Origin of the sequence: Acinetobacter sp. YH12251, assembly GCF_013417465.1 — a bacterium.
Lineage (GTDB): Bacteria > Pseudomonadota > Gammaproteobacteria > Pseudomonadales > Moraxellaceae > Acinetobacter > Acinetobacter amyesii.
In genome coordinates, this window is the sequence record NZ_VPDZ01000002.1 from 381,784 (window position 1) to 398,728 (window position 16,945).

Sequence of the window (16,945 nt, forward strand, 5' to 3'; positions counted from 1 at the left end):
GGTATTTTCTTTATTTCAAATATGAGTGAACTTTAGGCATAAATTGATTGGTAAATCTGGCGAGCGTCTTCAAACTGCAGTTCTCGCGGATTATTTTGTAATAGTCGCGTTTGTAATAATGCGTCTTCTGCTAAACGATCGAGCATATTTTCAGGCACATTGAGTTGGTTGAGTTTAAGCACCAAACCGCTCTGATCTAAATGATTTTGCATATGATCAATAAATAAATCACATAAACCATCGGTACAGCCCGTACTGTATGGGTCTAGCCAACTCATGAGTTCTGCATAATGCTGCTTGGCCTGAGGTGCATTAAACTTTAACACTTCAGCGAGAACCAGTGCATTGGTATGACCATGCGATAGATGAAAGTGTCCACCGAGTGGATAGGCGAGTGCATGGACCGCTGCAACAGGTGCATTAGCAAAGGCCTGACCTGCAAGCATTGAACCGACCAGCATGTGCTGACGCGCTTCGAGGTTATGTCCGTCGTGTAAAACCAGTGCTAAGTTTTTATTTAATAAACGCAAAGCTTGTTTGGCGAGCATATCCGCATACGGATTTTTTTTAATTTTTGATGTATAGGCTTCAATGGCATGCACCATGGCATCGATACCGGTTGCTGCGGTAATGTGTGCGGGAAGATTTAATGTAAAGTTCGCATCGAGGATACAGACATCGGCATACAGTACAGGGGAGACGATACCTGTTTTGGTGGTTTCACCTGTAGTGACGATAGAGATTGGTGTGACTTCAGAGCCGGTCCCTGCCGTTGTCGGAATCAAAATGAGCGGTAAGCGTGGTCGTATTGCATTAGCTACACCATATAAATCACTGATCTGCTGTGTTTGCTTAGGATGAGCCAAAATCGCAATAATTTTAGCCACATCCATTGAACTTCCACCGCCAAAACCAATAATCAAATCTACTTTTTCATTTTTGGCAAATTGAACTGCATCTAAAACTATATGTTCTGCAGGGTCGGCTTGGATACTAGAATAAATTACATAATCTTGATGGATACTTTCTAAAATATCCAAAATGGGTAAATGTAATTGTTGTTGCAACATACCGGGGTCGGTCACAAGCATGACACGTTTGGCTTGAAAGTCGCCTAGGACCTCTCTCAGTTGGGAAATAGAGCCTAAGCCTGAAATAATATTGCTGACGGTTTGAAACTGAAATTGACTCATTGGCTTATCCCTAATTTTTTATATCCAAATAAACATTATTCTTGAGTGTTGATATAGGATTCATCCTGTAAATAACTTAACATAAGACGCTTGAAATAAAAGTAGTCTTGAGGTTGTTATGTCATCCAGCACGCCATATAAGGTGTTGTGTGTTTGTTTAGGAAATATTTGCCGTTCACCTACGGCTGAAGTGGTTCTCAGACATTTTTGTGATGAAGCGCAACTCAATATTCACGTCGACTCTGCGGGTACGAGCAATTATCATCCGGGCAAAGCGCCTGATTTTCGTAGCCAACAGCATGCAAAATTACGAGGCTATAACTTATCTGCATTACGCGCACGTCAGTTAACGGTTCATGATTTTATTGAATTTGATTTGATTTTGGCCATGGACTACGAAAATTTAGACAATATTCAAAACCTCATGCAAAAGGCGCAGCAACAATTGGGTCAACTACGTGCCCAAGTGTCTTTGATGAGTCAACATGATCACCAATATCCGCAACAAGAAGTACCAGATCCGTACTATGGTGGTGATGCAGGGTTTGAACATGTAATAGATCAATGCGAATCTAGCAGTCAGGCTTGGGTCAATTATTTAAAAACTCAGTTACAAGCACAGCAAAAAAAATAAGGTTTAAGAATGCAAATTCAAACACAGGTTCAGCTTAAGCCATTTAATACATTAAGCCTCGATGCTGTAGCATCTCATTATGTACGCGTTCAATCGGTAGAAGATATCCAAGCAGCGCTCGACTTTGCCAAAGCTGAGCAATTAAATATATTGGTGCTTTCAGGGGGCAGTAATATGCTGTTGCCTGAGCAAATACATGCTTTAGTGATGCACATGGATATTCAAGGTATTGAATATGTACAAGACGATGCCGATACACAGACTTTAAAAGTGGGTGCAGGGCAAGTGTGGCATGACTTTGTGCTATGGACGACGGCACACCAGTTTTATGGCTTACAAAATTTAGCATTGATACCCGGTTTAGTCGGTGCTTCACCTGTGCAAAATATTGGAGCTTATGGTGTTGAAGCGGGTGAGTTTATTGAATCTGTACAGGTCTATGACCGAGTAACAGAACAGCAAAGTAGCATTAGCGCTGCCGATTGTCATTTTTCATATCGCCATAGTATTTTTAAAGATGAGCCAGAGCGTTTTATTATTACGCATGTCACGTTTAAACTTTTAAAACATGCAGATTTAAAATTAAATTATGGTGATTTAAAGCAGGCGGTAGGTGAAGACTTAAGTGCAGAAAACCTACAACAACAAGTCATTCATATTCGTCAAACCAAACTCCCAGATCCGAAAGAATTTCCAAATGTCGGAAGTTTCTTTAAAAATCCTGTGATTAGCCAGCAAGCCTTTGACCAAATTGCGCTGCAATTTCCCAATTTACCCCATTACCCACAACCGAATAATGCGGTAAAACTGGCAGCGGGCTGGTTGATTGACCAAGCAGGTTGGAAAGGGAAATCTGTGGGTTCAGTGGGTATGTTCCATAAGCAAGCTTTGGTGTTGGTCAATTATCAGGACGCCACGCTGCAAGATGTACGTACAACTTACAAAGCTGTACAACATGATGTTTTTGAAAAATTTAATATTGAACTACATCCTGAGCCTGTATTATTTGATACAAATGGCTTGATTCGATCTCACGCAGATCAATAAAAACACATAGGTTTTAGATTTATGCATAAAACACATTGGATGGTTCGCTTAGTACAAATTGCCGCAGTGCTATTTGTACTTTTGGGCTGTCTAATGATTTTTATCTATACGCCGTTTTATTCTAAATTGATCGTTAAAAGTTTAAATTATTTCGTTCCTGTAGAAGTCAATCAGCTCGCAGCGCAAAGTCAAAAACTCGGCGCCTTGAGTGATGATGATAACTATGAGCCGGGTTCTGACTTATGGATAGCACGCCAAGCATATTTAAAACTCATGGAGCAAGCCATACAGTCTGATGAGCCTCAAGATTTAACCCTTATACAAGCACGTTATAAGGCGTTACAGCAGCTCATTGAAGAAGAACATGAAAAAGAAAAGAATGATAGTCAAACGGACACACCGAAAGTACCTCTGCTGAATCCTTCTGCGTCCGAGGCGGCATCTTCTGAAGCATTGGCGGAAAATCCTGCTCAAAAAATGAAAGAGCTGCTTGAGCTCAATAGTGCGGAAAATAAAGGACTGATGACTCAATATACAGAGTTCTTAAAAACCCATGAAATTGAGCAAGCGGCTTCAGAAGCGGAACCGATCGATGATGAAACATATCTTGATCTTGCCAAAATGAAAGATAAAACATTAAAGCAGCCAACCGCAGAGCCGTATGCGATTGTGGTGTTAGGTGGTGGTTTAACCTTAGATAAAAATGATAAAGATATCGTAGTGAATGACTACACTCGACTTCGACTGGAAAAAACACTCGATGTCGAACGTGCCAATAAGTTACCGATTGTGCTCAGTGGTGTAGAAGCACCGTATATGCAAGCATGGTTGAAGCAATATGATGTCGATGCGAAATTGCTTGAAGACCGCAGTATGAATACTTGCGAAAATTCGCGTTTTAGTTCGTTGCTTTTACAGAAAAAAGGTGGGGCACCGACGGTTATTTTAATCACTGACCAATATCATATGCCTCGAACACGTCGTTTATTTGCATTAAATGGTATCGAAACCATTCCTGTTGTTGCACCCATGCCAACAACATTAACTACATGGCGACCAAGTGAAAAAAATTATGACCATAGTCGTCGTGCTAATTATGAATTATTAGCCACCTTACGTGACGTTTGGTTTGGCTCAAGTGACTGTCGGGAGGTCCCATAATGTCAGATATCCCATTTCTTAATCCTTCGATTCTTAAACAATTAGATCTTCCTATTCCAAGTCGAGAATTAACCCCACAAGTATTAGAACCTCTAAATTTAAATCGACCTTTTGAGCCTAGTGTTGAAATACAGTCATATCGACGACTTTATGGTTTAGATGCCTTGAACTGTGAACATTGGCAAGGCTATGTAGAAATGCCTTTGTTCAAATTACATGTACAAGTATTTCAACCGAAACTGAAAACTGAAACGGATGTCATTAAAGGCACTGTATTTTTATTGCATGGTTATTTAGAGCATAGTGGAATATATCAGCCGATTATTCGTGAACTCTTAGATCAAGGTTTTAGTGTTTTAACCTATGATTTACCGGGGCATGGTCTAAGTAATGGATCGCCAGCCAGTATTCAAAACTTTGATCATTACCAACAAGTTTTGGAAGCAGTATATCGTTATGTGAAACATGCGGCTCAACTACCAACCCCCTGGTTAGGGATTGGGCAGAGCACGGGTGGAGCGATTTGGCTGCATCATCTGTTAGATTTTGCTGAACATCGCAAAAACCCTTATGTCGAACGGGTTTTATTATTATCTCCGCTGATTCGCCCTGCAAAAACGGCATGGTGGCATAACTCGGTTGGATTAGGCATTATTCGTCGTATTAAACGTGAAGTGCCACGTCATTTTAGACGGAATAATCATAACCCTGAGTTTTTACGTTTTGTCCGTTTAAAAGATCCTCTACAACCACGAATGATGGGGATGGATTGGATTTTGGCCATGTCAAAATGGATGCAGGAGATGGAGGAACGCCCAGCGTGCCGTATTCCAGTGTGGTTAGCGCAAGGCGCACAAGATCAAACTGTAGATTGGCGTTATAACATTGAGTTTATACGTCGTAAATTTCGTTTACAGACGCTTCTCATGCTTGAAGAAGGTTCGCATCAGCTGATTAATGAACGTGCCGATATTCGTGCTGCATTAACAGGTTTGATCCCGGCATTCTTGCATGCTCAATCCAACAGTAAGTCTTATTACTAACTGATGTTACGCACAAACATCAGGAGCGTAATTTGATTTAAATAAAAGTACGATACGCGGGAAGGTCATCCGCAAGTGTTTGAGACTGGACTACTCCTAATCAAAAATGTTTTTGCTATACTTTGAATAATTTGACGCTAGTGAACGAGTTTTGTCGGTGAGGTGCATTGCACCGCAAGATGGTTTCCTTGCGAAGCTTTGCTTCTCATTTTACCAAATGAGAAACAACGTTTCGTAAGAGTACCTCCAGCCGAAGGCTAATCCCTTTATTTAAGCCCTAGATGTAAGACTCCGTCGAATAGGCTTAAAAATTATTTTAAAAAAGCGTATTTACTTTTACGCGCGTAACATCAGTTACTAATTGACGATTGAGCACAGCTTACCTTAATCAGTGTGATGGATCTAGACGAAAAAAAAGAGGCGTAGTCGCCTCTTTTTTTTGGGTGGAGGAATCAGAACTTTTCTAGATGAGCCATATTCCACATACGGAAATAGAAGTTTTCCTCATCTTTATTTTCACAGCTGAGTAACTCCCCATCTTTTAACCAAAAATGTAGCTGTGCATAGTTTTTAATTTCACGGTTATTAATCCGCTGCGCTAGATGGTGCGCACGGATATCAGATGGATGTTGTAAACCTGCTGAGGCAATAAGTTCAGATAAACCATGCATGGTGTTTTTGTGGAAATTAAAAACACGTTCTGCTTTGGTCGGAACATGAATGGCTTTTTGACGGTCTTTGTCTTGTGTCGCAACGCCAACTGGACATTGGTTGGTATGACAGCTTTGAGCTTGAATACACCCAACTGCAAACATAAAGCCACGAGCTGAGTTCACCCAATCTGCGCCAATTGCCATGGTACTGGCAATATCAAAAGCACTAATAATTTTACCACTGGCACCGACTTTAATTTTTGAACGTAAGCCTGCACCGATCAGGGTGTTATTGACAAAGAGTAGGCCTTCACGCAGTGGCGTACCCATATTATCGATTAATTCAATCGGCGCTGCGCCAGTCCCACCTTCAGAACCATCCACTACGATAAAATCAGGTGTAATCCCTGTATGTAACATGGCTTTTACGATACTCATAAATTGCCATGGTTGCCCGATACACAGTTTAAAACCCACAGGTTTGCCTTCTGACAGTTCGCGCAATTGCTGAATAAATTGCATCATTTCAATAGGGGTGCTAAAGGCAGGATGGCTAGATGGAGAGATACAGTCATGTTCACGGCTGACACCACGGATTTGAGCAATCTCTTCGGAAATTTTGTCTTTAGGCAAAATGCCGCCATGGCCTGGTTTTGCACCTTGAGATAATTTGATCTCAATCATTTTGACTTGAGGGTGCTTGGCTTGTTCAGCAAAACGTACAGGGTCGAATTGACCATCAATCGTACGACAACCGAAATAACCACTACCGAGTTCCCAAACAATATCGCCACCATTTTCCAAATGATACGGACTAATACTGCCTTCACCGGTGTCATGGTAGAACTTGCCCATTTTTGCGCCTAAGTTTAAGGCACGAATGGCATTGGCACTTAAGCTACCAAAGCTCATCGCAGAAATGTTTAATATCGATGCGCTATACGGCTGCTTACATTGCTCATTGCCGATATTAATACGGAAAGTTTCAGGAATGGCAGGAATACAAGGTGACAAAGAGTGATTAATAAAGCGGTAATCATTTTGGTAAACATCAACAATTGAACCAAATGGTTTATCTGCATTTTGGTTTTTTGCACGTTGATAGACCAAGCTACGTTGCATACGAGAAAAGGGCAGTGCATCTTGATCAGATTCAATAAAATATTGGCGAATTTCAGGTCGAAATTCTTCAAATAGAAAACGAAAGTGCCCCATGATGGGGTAATTTTTTAAGATCGAATGTTTGTTTTGTATGACGTCATACAAACCCAATAAACTCAAAAGCCCAGTAATGACCCAGATACTATTCAATAAGGTTTGTGGAATGAAATATTGAATATAACGCGGGGAATAACCTAAATGAAAACTCGAAATGAGTAGGAAGATAAAAATACAAGCAAACCAAATGGAATGCCGAGAAAAAAAAGTATTTAGTAGCTTGTGGCGAATAGTTTGCGCTGGACTGGCCATATTTTGAAAAATCTTATTCAGCTCATTTGCTCATAATTTGCCGAGTTTATGCACAATGCTCAAGCTTTAATTTGTTGATTCAGTGTAGCATTTATAAAAAACAACATTGAAGTTGGATGAATTTTTCATTTAAAGCCAAATCAGATAAGAAAAGCAGGAATGTTCTTTAAGAAAATTTGTGAAAAGCAGCGCGGTTCTTGTTATTTCACAGTACGCAAAATGGAGGTTAAAGTGATTTTACTTTCTAAACACGAGGTGCTGAATATGACTATGAAATCTATTCGTTATAATAATGCCGACCTAGCCTGCCTATGTCAGTAATTGATTATAGCCATGAGAAATTAGCGCTATGGCATAAGGTATTCAGCAGATACTTATGCTGTAGTTCCTTTGACCTAAACGACTAAAATTACAAAAATATTCTAAGAAATTATCCAGTCCCAGCGTTGGGACTTTTTTATGTGTTGGTATTTTAATGGAAAATCTAAGCAAAAAATTAAGTGCTAAATATTTATTATGAAATAAAAGTTGCTACCTCAAATTTAATATTTCAGGTAGCAGAAAGTCTGAGATCGGTTTAGTCATTGCGTTGTTGTACAACCATAGCGACTTCTTCAGGTTCAATTTTCTGAATCTTTTTACCAAAACTACGCAGCCACCATGTTAACTGAGAGGTAAAAGGTACTGTTGCACTAACTTCCACCCAGCCATCTTCGGTTTTTTGAATCACTTGATCTTTACTTAGCTGACTTTCTTCAAAATAAACCGCCTCTGCTTCAGACATTGTTAATTTGAGCTGAATCATTTCAGTCGGCTTATTGAAGTCCACACGGAAGCCAAGCGCTCCAGAGTCAATATAGACATCGATATCAAAATCGACAGGGTGTAATGCACGTGAATTTAAGACCGTAGCAGATTTAAAACGATGTAAAGCAAAGGTTTGGATGTCTGTTTTGTCATGACGTGTACAAACCAAATAGATAATAGCACCTTTTTGGACCAAAGCCAGTGGATTTAAAATATAGGTCTTTTCTTCACTTTGTTGTCCACGACCTTGATAAAGACATTCGAGTTGTTTGTCTTGTAGTAAGCCTTCATAAATCGATTGCTGTGCTGCTTTTTCAACCACAGGAGGAATCAATGGCTGAGTAGCTGGCACGATTCGCACGCGGTTAATCCACTGACGGACATTATTTTGCGACGACAAACTTCGACGTGCGAGATCAAACCAAGGATTCATTTCTTCAATTAAGCTCGGTGGAAGCAAATGTTTTAAGTGCTCCTCAACCATCATAAAGGTGACCGCTTGTGAGCTAGTCATATGAGGCAAGCTTTGAATTGGTGCATCGGAACGCCAACGCCAGCCTTGAGGGGTTGTTTTACTGCTCTCAATTGGGAAACGTAGAGAAATTTGATTTAAGTCACGCTGAATGGTGCGTAGGCTGATATCAATGCCTTCACGGTTCAGTATTTCTTGTAATTCACGCGTACCCATCCACTTACCTGTGGACAGTCGTGAAAGAATTTGCCACTGACGATAGAGGCTGTTCGACGTTTCTTTTTCTTGTGAAGACATAATCTAGTGCTTGAACTTGGACTTAAATGAATAAAATGATGTTGTGGGACACAATAAGAAATCTTCCTGCGTTAAGCAAGTCTTCATCTGAAAAAACTAAGATGATTTTAATAACGCAATTTGACACAACTTGAGCAGTTACATGCTGTACCACTTTGCAAAAATGATGCATAAATAATCAAAGAGAAGCAGCATATGTATTGATGGCATATATATTGCTTTATCTGATTTACAAAACATGAGAAAAATATGGAGTTGCTATGCTGAAAGAAAATCGTAATACAACTTCAAATGGAATTGAGGGTTATGAGGCAAAGTTGGTCAATACTTCTGTCTCTACATTAAAAAATTTACCTCTTGCTCGAGGACATGCGCTGTTTAATCAATTCAATTCGGATTTTTTTAATGAAATGCGCGACAGCAAAACGGTAGCTAAAGAATCATGCCAACGGATAGAGCAGTGGTTATCACAGCATACACTTGATGAATTAAAACAACTAAATCAGGTAGCAAAACAACATTTTCTCTATGAGGGTATTACCTTTACAGTGTATGGCGAAGATGAAGGCATTGAACGCACTATTCCTTATGATCTTATTCCTCGTGTGATTACACGAATGGAATGGAATAATTTATCACTGGGCTGCGCACAGCGCGTGAAAGCTCTCAATCTGTTTTTACATGATGTTTATCATCAACAAGATATTTTAAAAGAAGGAATTATTCCTGAACTGCAAGTTTTAACGCATGAAGCCTATTTGCCACAAATGTATATGCATGAGCTAAAAGGTAAAATTTATAGCCAAATCAGTGGCATTGATATCATACGTGATCAATCAGGCGAATTTTACGTCCTTGAGGATAATCTTAGAACACCGTCGGGTGTGTCATATATGCTGGAAAGCCGTAAGATCAGTCAAAAACTGATGCCTGAACTTTGCCAGCAAAGCAACATTATGGGGATTGAGCAGTATCCGCAGCTTTTACGTGAAATTCTTGCAGAAAATGCTTACGTCGATAACCCGTTTATCGTGGTTTTAACCCCAGGGCGTTTTAACAGTGCGTATTATGAACATGCCTTTTTGGCAAGGGAGATGGATGTAGCCTTAGTGACATCGCGTGACCTTTATGTAGAAAACGATAAGGTTTATGTGAAAACCATCAAAGGTCGACAACAGGTTGATGTAATTTATCGTCGTGTGGATGATGCTTTCCTCGATCCATTATGTTTCAAACCTGACAGTACTTTGGGCGTAGCAGGGCTCATGTCAGCGTATATGCAACATAATGTGGTCATTGCAAATGTACCGGGAACAGGCGTAGCAGATGATAAATCGATTTATCCTTATGTGGATAAAATGATTCATTTCTACTTAGGCGAACAAGCGATTCTGAAAAATGTGCCGACCTATCAATGTCGTGAGCAGAACGACTTAGACTATGTGCTGTCGAATATCGAAAAATTGGTAGTAAAAGAAGCACAGGGTTCAGGTGGATACGGTATGCTGATCGGTCCACAAGCCTCTTTACAAGAATTAAATAGCTTTAAAGATAAAGTGGCCGCAGCACCACATCTATATATTGCACAGCCGACTTTAAAATTATCTGTCAGCCCAACCCTAAGTGAGGCCGGTGTTTCGGAACGCCATATCGATTTGCGTCCATTTGTACTGAGTTCTCCATATCGAACTGAAATTGTACCGGGCGGCTTAACTCGTGTCGCAATGCAAGCAGGTTCATTGGTGGTGAATTCTTCGCAAGGCGGCGGTATTAAAGATACGTGGGTAGTAGACGATTTACGCTCATAGCACTCCAGTGAGAAGGAGCAAAACATGATTTTATTAAACAGTAATGCAGAACATATTTTTTGGTTGGGACGTTATTTAGCACGTACTCAATATTTATGCAGTATTTTTCCATTTCAAGATATCGATACGGCATTGAACTATGCACATGCTTTTTGTTTGCCAGCATTTGATGCCGACTCAATGAATGAGTTAGTTTTAAATGCGGAGCAGCCGGCGTCATTTTCCAGCCAATTTCAATATGCGCAAAGTAATATTCAAGATTTAAGGGGTGTGCTTTCAGCAAAAAGTTATGCAGAACTCAGCCGTTTAATTCGCAATGCGAGTGATAACCCGGGTTATATCTGTGACGTGGTAACAGATTGCCAAGATGTTTTAGAGTCCGAATCTGAAGATGTATTTTTATTTTTTAGTTTAGGACAAGCCATAGAGCAGCTTGATCGCCAGTTACGCATGCAGCAAGACATTCAACACACCCTTGCGAAGATTGAACATATCGTAATCGCTTTAGTTCAGTTTGGCTGGGAAAGTGTGCAAGAGGCATGGCAGGCACTAAAGCAACAACCGAATAGCCAAAATTTTTACCATTTCAGTGATCATATCCAAAATATGTTTGAGGTGGTTGTATGAGGCTCATGATCAACCATCAGACCCATTATGTTTACACTGATGTGGTTAGCAGAAGCATTCAATATATCAAAATGACCCCATCCACTAATGTGCATCAACAGGTGCAAAATTGGGATGTGAGTGTGCCGGGGCAACGTGATATGCAATTGGATACTTTTGGTAATGTGTGGTTGACCACAACGCAGCGCGAACCTTATCTTCAAATGACCATTATGGCGCAGGGCATCGTAGAGATGAATTTGAGTTCAAATGATTCAAATGCGGATGAGTTAAACCCGAAATTGTTTTTACAGCCAACGCAGAGTACGCAGTGCGATATTCACATGAAAAGTTTTGCCGACTGTTATGTCCCTCGTATCAATCGTGCCAATCTGATTCGTTTGGCTGAAGCGATCTTGGCGCATATTCCCTATGTTTCTAATCAGACATCTGTACGTACTTCTGCAATAGATGCTTTTCATTATAAGCAAGGGGTATGTCAGGATCATAGTCATGTCATGATCGCAATGTGTCGTTATTTGGGTATTCCTGCACGATATATTTCTGGGTATTTATTTGTACCGAATAGTAGCCACCTTTCCAGTCACGCTTGGGTAGAAGTCTATATCGAAAATAAATGGTATTGTTTTGATGTCAGTAATCAGTTATTTACACCACAATCACATATTTATGTCGCGATTGGGCGGGATTACTGGGATGTAGCTCCTGTTCGAGGGGTTCGTGATAAAGGTGGTACTGAGTCAATGAGCTCAATTGTACAAGTGTTGAGTTGTTAATCATTTGAGGGATAAAAATGACCTATTGTTGTGCATTACGATTAAAAGATGGCATGGTGTTTATCAGTGATACACGTACAAATGCAGGAGTTGACCATATTTCAGTTTTTCGTAAACTTTATACCTTTGGTGTTGCGGGTGAGCGATTTATTACCATCCAAACCTCTGGGAATTTAGCTACTACACAAGCGGTCATCGGGCATTTACAAAACAGACTAGAAGTCAAACAAGAGCCGAATCTATATAGTGTAAATACGATGTTTGAAGTGGCAGAACTGGTCGGACATACCTTAAAAAAAGTTATCTCTGATGTCACCTCAGATATTTTAGAACAAAGTAATTATTACTGTAGTTTATTAGTAGGTGGTCAAATTGGTAGCGCTGATATGCAGCTATATAATATCTATCCGCAAGGTAATTTTATATGTGCAACACCGGATACCCCATATTTTCAAATTGGTGAAAGTAAATATGGTAAGCCGATACTTGACCGAACTTTGCGTTACGATATGCCGCGCGATGAAGCAATGCGCTGCAGTTTAATTTCTTTTGATTCAACGATACGCTCAAATGTGTCTGTAGGTATGCCATTAGATGCTTTGGTTTATAAAAAAGACAGTTTAGAAATACCTACTGGTAAACGCATTTATGAAGAAGACCCATACTTCACCATGATCAGTAAAGGCTGGTCAGAAGCATTGCGTCAGGGCTTAATCGAATTGGCAAAACCAACAGCTGACTATTTTCAATGACGATTTGATCAAAGAATAGATCAATTTAAAAAGCGAATAAAAAAGCGAGATAAAAGAAAGCCCAGATTTGATCTGGGCTTTGTAATTTGGCTAATTAAGCTAATTTACGTACAGGGCGCGCGCTCATACGGCATAATAATTCATAGCCAATAGTTCCGTTCGCTTCTGCAACGTCGTCTACTAGACGGTCTTTGCCCCAAAGCTCAACTTCAGTACCTATTGGTGCATGTATACCGGTGATATCAATCGCAATCATATCCATAGCAACACGGCCAATTACACGCGCTCTCTGACCGTGGATCGATACATAGTTTTGTTTAGGGAAGGCACGTGGATAACCGTCACCATAACCAATCGACACAATCGCAAGATCCATTTCTTGTTCTGCAACGAAAGTCGATCCATAACCCACAGATTCACCAGCTTGAATGGTATTTAAAGCAATCACTTCAGCGGTAAAGGTCATCACCGGTTTAAGATCTAAGGCTTCTACAGAACGATCTGCGAAAGGTGTCGCGCCATAAAGCATGATGCCTGGGCGAACAAAATCAAAATTCAGTTCTGGCCATTTGAAAATTGCAGCTGAGTTACAGCACGAACCCATGATTGGCGCACAGGCTTCTTTTACGTGTAAAAATTGTTCACGTTGTTGGTCATTTAGTGGATGATTTTCTGCGTCAGCATTGGCAAAATGCATAGTCAGTACGCAAGTAAAACCTTCCGCCTTTAAAGCATTAATGACATCAATAATTTCAGGCACTTTAAAACCTAAACGGTTCATACCGCTGTTGAGTTTAACCCAAACTTTCAGACCTTGAGCGATATAGGCATCTTTATGCTCACGTAACCAATCTAGTTGTTGCTGATGATGCACCACACATTCAATTTTTTTATCGATGATAATTTGCATTTCATCATCTGAAAAAATCCCTTCAATGAGTGTAATTGGCTGTTCATAACCCAGTTCGCGAATTTCTAAAGCTTCTTCTAGGCAGGCAACACCAAAGGCATCACTGTCTTTTAAGGCTGCTAAGCAGTCTTTAACTCCATGTCCATAAGCATTAGCTTTCACCATACTTACAATTTTAGCGGTTGGGGCAAGTTGTTTGACACGGTTTAAATTATATTGAAGTGCTTGTTGATCAATATAAACTGTAGCTTGGCGCACCCTAAATACTCCTACAGGGTCGATGAATTAATGGATGATAAAGAGTCTTTACTCTTCATCATCATACTGAGCATAAAACTCAGGGGAGAGGTTACTAAATTTGGTGTATTGACCTTCGAAGGCAAGACGCACAGTACCAATTGGACCGTTACGCTGTTTACCAATAATAATTTCTGCAGTACCTGCTTCTTTAGACTCTTTGTTATAAACCTCGTCGCGGTAAATAAACATGATCAAATCGGCATCCTGCTCGATCGCACCCGATTCACGTAAGTCGGACATCACTGGGCGTTTATTAGGACGGTTTTCCAGTGATCGGTTCAACTGTGACAGTGCAATTACTGGGCAGTGCATTTCTTTAGCCAGTGCTTTTAAGCTTCGGGAAATTTCCGAGATCTCGCCAACACGGTTATCACCCATACCGGGTACTTTCATAAGCTGCAAGTAATCGACCATGATACACCCGAGTTTACCGCCATGCATTTTTGCAATTCGTCGAGCACGGGCACGTACTTCCGTTGGCGGTAGTGCAGATGAGTCATCGATATACAAATTCTTTTCTTGTAGATGCACAATAGTACTGGTCACTTTTGACCATTCATCAGCATCCATTTTACCTGCACGCAAATGCCCTTGATGTACACGACCGAACGATGAAATCAAACGCATTGCAATTGAGTCTGCAGGCATCTCCATGGAATAAACCAGAGCGGGCAGGTTGTTATTAAACAGCACACTTTCAACCAAGTTCATGGCAAAAGTGGTTTTACCCATCGATGGACGGGCCGCTACAATAATCAAATCGCCTGCTTGCATACCTGAGGTTTTATTATCTAGTTCTACAAATCCAGTGGTTAAACCCGTGATACTGCCTTCAGTTTGTGAAAGTTCATTCAACTTATCAAAAACACTAGCAACGACAGAGTTAATAGCTTTAGGGCCTTGTGCTTTGGCGTTGTTGTTGTGTTGCTCGGCAATCGAGAAAATATTGGTTTCTGCTAGATCTAAAATTTCACTGACCGTACGACCTTTGGTGTCATAGGCATTTTGTAAAATTTCTGAGCTGACTTTAATCATGCTGCGTAAAGTGGAAAATTCTTTAATTTTTGCAGCATAAGTTTCAAGGTTATAGAAACTTGAAGGTGAATCTGACATCAGTTGCATCAGATATTCTTCGCCACCAGCAGCATCGAGCAAGTTTTGTTTAATCAGCCAATCATTGACCAAGACAGCATCATAAGGTGAGCTATCTTTTGATAGCTGGTCGATGGCACGGAAAATATATTTATGACGTGTCGCATAAAAATCAGCTTCAGTCAGTACATCACCCACTTGCTCAAAAGATTCTGCAACGGTCATCAGTGCAGCAAGCACGGCTTGTTCAATCGCAAGGTTATGGGGTGGGGTACGAAACTCTTTCAACGAACTTTGTTCTGTGGTTTTTGCTGTTGGCGTAGAGTTTGGCTTGATGGCATTCGCCTGTGACATAAAAATCCCTGATGCTGAAACCATTTAATGTGATGGAAATGGGTGCTAATTACAGTTTTTTCAACTCTTCATTGAACTGAAATGATAGGCGTTTTCTACAGAAATGCGAACAAGTATTTCCGATTAATTCGTCATACATTGAATTGAATGAAGAGTTAAAAATATAAAAAAGTTGGAGCACTATTTTTTACAGATAAAAAAAGAGCATGCGTAAGCATGCTCTTTTCTTTGCAAGAAATTACTCAGCTACGATAGTAACTAGAACTTCTGCAACAACATCATGATGCAATTGGATTGCGATGTTGAATTCACCAGTGTTGCGAAGCGCACCATTTGGTAAACGAACTTCTGCGCGGTCTACAACAAGACCAGCATTAGTTAACGCGTCAGCGATGTCACGAGTACCGATAGAACCGAATAGTTTACCTTCGTCACCAGCTTTAGCAGTGATCACGATGTTAACTTCGTTCAATTGGTCAGCACGTGCTTGAGCAGCAGCTAATACTTCAGCTTCTTGTTTCTCAAGTTCAGCACGACGAGCTTCAAATGCAGCAGTGTTAGCTTCAGTAGCAGCAACTGCTTTACCTTGAGGGATAAGGAAGTTACGGCCGTAACCAGCTTTAACTGAAACTTTATCGCCTAATTTACCAAGGTTTTTAATGCGTTGTAATAAGATAATATCCACAGCTCAACCTCACTTATGATTGTCAGTGTAAGGGATCAAAGACAAGTAGCGAGCTTGTTTGATAGCAAGCGCTAATTGACGTTGGTAACGAGCTTTAGTACCTGTAATACGGCTAGGAACAATCTTGCCGTTTTCAGTGATGTACTGTTTTAAAGTGTCGATATCTTTGTAGTCGATGTACGTAACGTTCTCAGCTGTAAAGCGGCAGAACTTGCGACGACGGTAAAAACGTGCCATGTTATGTTCTCCTTATGCTTCAGCAGAGTCTTGAGCTTGTTGTGCTTCTTCACGTTGAGCTTTACGCGCACGTTTTTCTTCAGCACTCTTAGCCAATAGTGACTCTTCAGTGATAGCGTTTTCACGACGGATGATAAGGCTACGAATGATTGCATCGTTATAACGGAACAATTCTTCTAGCTCATCAAGAGTAGTTTGACCACACTCAACATTCATAAGAATGTAGTGAGCTTTGTGGATCTTGTTGATTGGGTAAGCCAATTGACGACGGCCCCAGTCTTCAAGACGGTGGATTTGACCTTCAGCTTCTTTGATGTGAGTTAGGTAACGTTCTACCATACCCACAACTTGATCGCTTTGGTCTGGATGTACCAATAGTACGATTTCGTAGTGACGCATTGTCAGCTCCTTACGGTTTAGGCAGCCCCAATCATTAATTGATTGAAGCAAGGAGTCACAACCAAAGTTGTGTCGCAAAGTTTGCGAAGCGTGAATTTTAGAGCGTTTAGGTTTGAAATACAAGGCATACACCTAAAAAGGCTTAATTATTTTGTGGTTTAATGACTATCTTTAATACACAGCTAGAATCGGATGCAGATTGTAAAATAGGAGATATGTTTTTAATTG

At 40.4% G+C, this 16,945-nt stretch carries 15 protein-coding genes and 1 pseudogene; 8 read left to right on the forward strand and 8 right to left on the reverse strand.

All coding sequences use genetic code 11. From position 1 onward, the window contains the following. Window positions 1-32 precede the first annotated feature (32 nt). A complete protein-coding gene (locus FTV27_RS02545) occupies window positions 33-1,193 on the reverse strand; it encodes an iron-containing alcohol dehydrogenase (protein WP_180076988.1) in 1,161 nt (386 codons plus the stop codon). Window positions 1,194-1,311: 118 nt separating this feature from the next. On the opposite strand from FTV27_RS02545, the gene FTV27_RS02550 reads away from it, so the two are divergent. Genes FTV27_RS02550 through FTV27_RS02565 form a run of 4 tightly spaced genes read left to right on the forward strand, consistent with a single transcriptional unit; the run spans window position 1,312 to window position 5,078 of the window. Then, on the forward strand, window positions 1,312-1,827 hold the full coding sequence (locus tag FTV27_RS02550; RefSeq protein ID WP_180076989.1) for a low molecular weight protein-tyrosine-phosphatase: 516 nt from the start codon (window positions 1,312-1,314) through the stop codon (window positions 1,825-1,827). Window positions 1,828-1,836: 9 nt separating this feature from the next. Further along, a complete protein-coding gene (gene murB, locus FTV27_RS02555) occupies window positions 1,837-2,874 on the forward strand; it encodes a UDP-N-acetylmuramate dehydrogenase (RefSeq protein ID WP_180076990.1) in 1,038 nt (345 codons plus the stop codon). A gap of 21 nt (window positions 2,875-2,895) precedes the next feature. Further along, entirely contained in the window at window positions 2,896-4,035 is a 1,140-nt protein-coding gene (locus tag FTV27_RS02560; RefSeq protein WP_180076991.1) for a YdcF family protein, read from the forward strand. Continuing rightward, window positions 4,035-5,078 (forward strand): alpha/beta hydrolase, encoded by a 1,044-nt coding sequence (locus tag FTV27_RS02565; RefSeq protein WP_180007903.1) that lies wholly within the window; start codon window positions 4,035-4,037, stop codon window positions 5,076-5,078. Before FTV27_RS02560 ends, FTV27_RS02565 begins: the two co-directional genes overlap by 1 nt. Window positions 5,079-5,530: 452 nt before the next feature. On the opposite strand, the gene FTV27_RS02570 is transcribed toward FTV27_RS02565, so the two are convergent. Both FTV27_RS02570 and FTV27_RS02575 read right to left on the reverse strand, forming a co-directional pair. After that, window positions 5,531-7,201, reverse strand: a complete 1,671-nt coding sequence (locus FTV27_RS02570) for an FMN-binding glutamate synthase family protein (RefSeq protein WP_180076992.1) — start codon at window positions 7,199-7,201, stop codon at window positions 5,531-5,533. A gap of 577 nt (window positions 7,202-7,778) precedes the next feature. Then, the gene (locus FTV27_RS02575) at window positions 7,779-8,777 is read right to left on the reverse strand and encodes a YafY family protein (RefSeq protein WP_180076993.1); all 999 of its coding nucleotides are present in this window, start codon (window positions 8,775-8,777) and stop codon (window positions 7,779-7,781) included. Between the two features lie 374 nt (window positions 8,778-9,151). Between FTV27_RS02575 and FTV27_RS02580 the strand changes: the two are divergent. The 4 genes and pseudogenes from FTV27_RS02580 to FTV27_RS02595 all read left to right on the forward strand — a co-directional run. After that, a pseudogene (locus FTV27_RS02580) lies at window positions 9,152-10,585 on the forward strand (circularly permuted type 2 ATP-grasp protein); the annotation flags it as partial. 24 nt (window positions 10,586-10,609) lie between these two features. Beyond that, window positions 10,610-11,212, forward strand: a complete 603-nt coding sequence (locus FTV27_RS02585; protein WP_180076995.1) for an alpha-E domain-containing protein — start codon at window positions 10,610-10,612, stop codon at window positions 11,210-11,212. Beyond that, window positions 11,209-11,988, forward strand: coding sequence for a transglutaminase family protein (locus tag FTV27_RS02590; protein ID WP_180076996.1), 780 nt, complete (start codon window positions 11,209-11,211; stop codon window positions 11,986-11,988). The genes FTV27_RS02585 and FTV27_RS02590 overlap by 4 nt, the downstream gene beginning before the upstream one ends. Before the next feature lie 17 nt (window positions 11,989-12,005). After that, window positions 12,006-12,740 (forward strand): proteasome-type protease, encoded by a 735-nt coding sequence (locus tag FTV27_RS02595; RefSeq protein ID WP_180076997.1) that lies wholly within the window; start codon window positions 12,006-12,008, stop codon window positions 12,738-12,740. 94 nt (window positions 12,741-12,834) lie between these two features. Here FTV27_RS02595 and alr read toward each other — a convergent pair whose 3' ends face one another. The 5 genes from alr to rpsF form a co-directional block, all read right to left on the reverse strand. Further along, window positions 12,835-13,908 carry an alanine racemase gene (gene alr / locus FTV27_RS02600; RefSeq protein WP_180076998.1) on the reverse strand — a complete coding sequence of 358 codons (1,074 nt, stop codon included), beginning with the start codon at window positions 13,906-13,908 and terminating at the stop codon, window positions 12,835-12,837. Between the two features lie 48 nt (window positions 13,909-13,956). Beyond that, window positions 13,957-15,396 carry a replicative DNA helicase gene (gene dnaB, locus FTV27_RS02605; protein ID WP_111884293.1) on the reverse strand — a complete coding sequence of 480 codons (1,440 nt, stop codon included), beginning with the start codon at window positions 15,394-15,396 and terminating at the stop codon, window positions 13,957-13,959. Window positions 15,397-15,634: 238 nt separating this feature from the next. Then, window positions 15,635-16,081, reverse strand: coding sequence for a 50S ribosomal protein L9 (gene rplI / locus FTV27_RS02610; RefSeq protein ID WP_078188585.1), 447 nt, complete (start codon window positions 16,079-16,081; stop codon window positions 15,635-15,637). A gap of 9 nt (window positions 16,082-16,090) precedes the next feature. Beyond that, window positions 16,091-16,318, reverse strand: coding sequence for a 30S ribosomal protein S18 (gene rpsR, locus FTV27_RS02615; RefSeq protein WP_004278792.1), 228 nt, complete (start codon window positions 16,316-16,318; stop codon window positions 16,091-16,093). 12 nt (window positions 16,319-16,330) lie between these two features. After that, a complete protein-coding gene (rpsF, locus tag FTV27_RS02620; protein ID WP_004696436.1) occupies window positions 16,331-16,717 on the reverse strand; it encodes a 30S ribosomal protein S6 in 387 nt (128 codons plus the stop codon). Window positions 16,718-16,945: the final 228 nt, after the last annotated feature.

Excerpts from the sequence above, each read along its gene's own strand:
- FTV27_RS02570 (WP_180076992.1), bottom strand. The coding sequence starts at position 7,201 with ATGGCCAGTCCAGCGCAAACTATTCGCCACAAGCTACTAAATACTTTT.
- FTV27_RS02560 (WP_180076991.1), top strand. The coding sequence starts at position 2,896 with ATGCATAAAACACATTGGATGGTTCGCTTAGTACAAATTGCCGCAGTG.
- FTV27_RS02550 (WP_180076989.1), top strand. The coding sequence starts at position 1,312 with ATGTCATCCAGCACGCCATATAAGGTGTTGTGTGTTTGTTTAGGAAAT.
- rpsF (WP_004696436.1), bottom strand. The coding sequence starts at position 16,717 with ATGCGTCACTACGAAATCGTACTATTGGTACATCCAGACCAAAGCGAT.
- murB (WP_180076990.1), top strand. The coding sequence starts at position 1,837 with ATGCAAATTCAAACACAGGTTCAGCTTAAGCCATTTAATACATTAAGC.
- FTV27_RS02595 (WP_180076997.1), top strand. The coding sequence starts at position 12,006 with ATGACCTATTGTTGTGCATTACGATTAAAAGATGGCATGGTGTTTATC.
- FTV27_RS02575 (WP_180076993.1), bottom strand. The coding sequence starts at position 8,777 with ATGTCTTCACAAGAAAAAGAAACGTCGAACAGCCTCTATCGTCAGTGG.
- FTV27_RS02585 (WP_180076995.1), top strand. The coding sequence starts at position 10,610 with ATGATTTTATTAAACAGTAATGCAGAACATATTTTTTGGTTGGGACGT.
- FTV27_RS02590 (WP_180076996.1), top strand. The coding sequence starts at position 11,209 with ATGAGGCTCATGATCAACCATCAGACCCATTATGTTTACACTGATGTG.
- dnaB (WP_111884293.1), bottom strand. The coding sequence starts at position 15,396 with ATGTCACAGGCGAATGCCATCAAGCCAAACTCTACGCCAACAGCAAAA.
- FTV27_RS02545 (WP_180076988.1), bottom strand. The coding sequence starts at position 1,193 with ATGAGTCAATTTCAGTTTCAAACCGTCAGCAATATTATTTCAGGCTTA.
- rpsR (WP_004278792.1), bottom strand. The coding sequence starts at position 16,318 with ATGGCACGTTTTTACCGTCGTCGCAAGTTCTGCCGCTTTACAGCTGAG.
- FTV27_RS02565 (WP_180007903.1), top strand. The coding sequence starts at position 4,035 with ATGTCAGATATCCCATTTCTTAATCCTTCGATTCTTAAACAATTAGAT.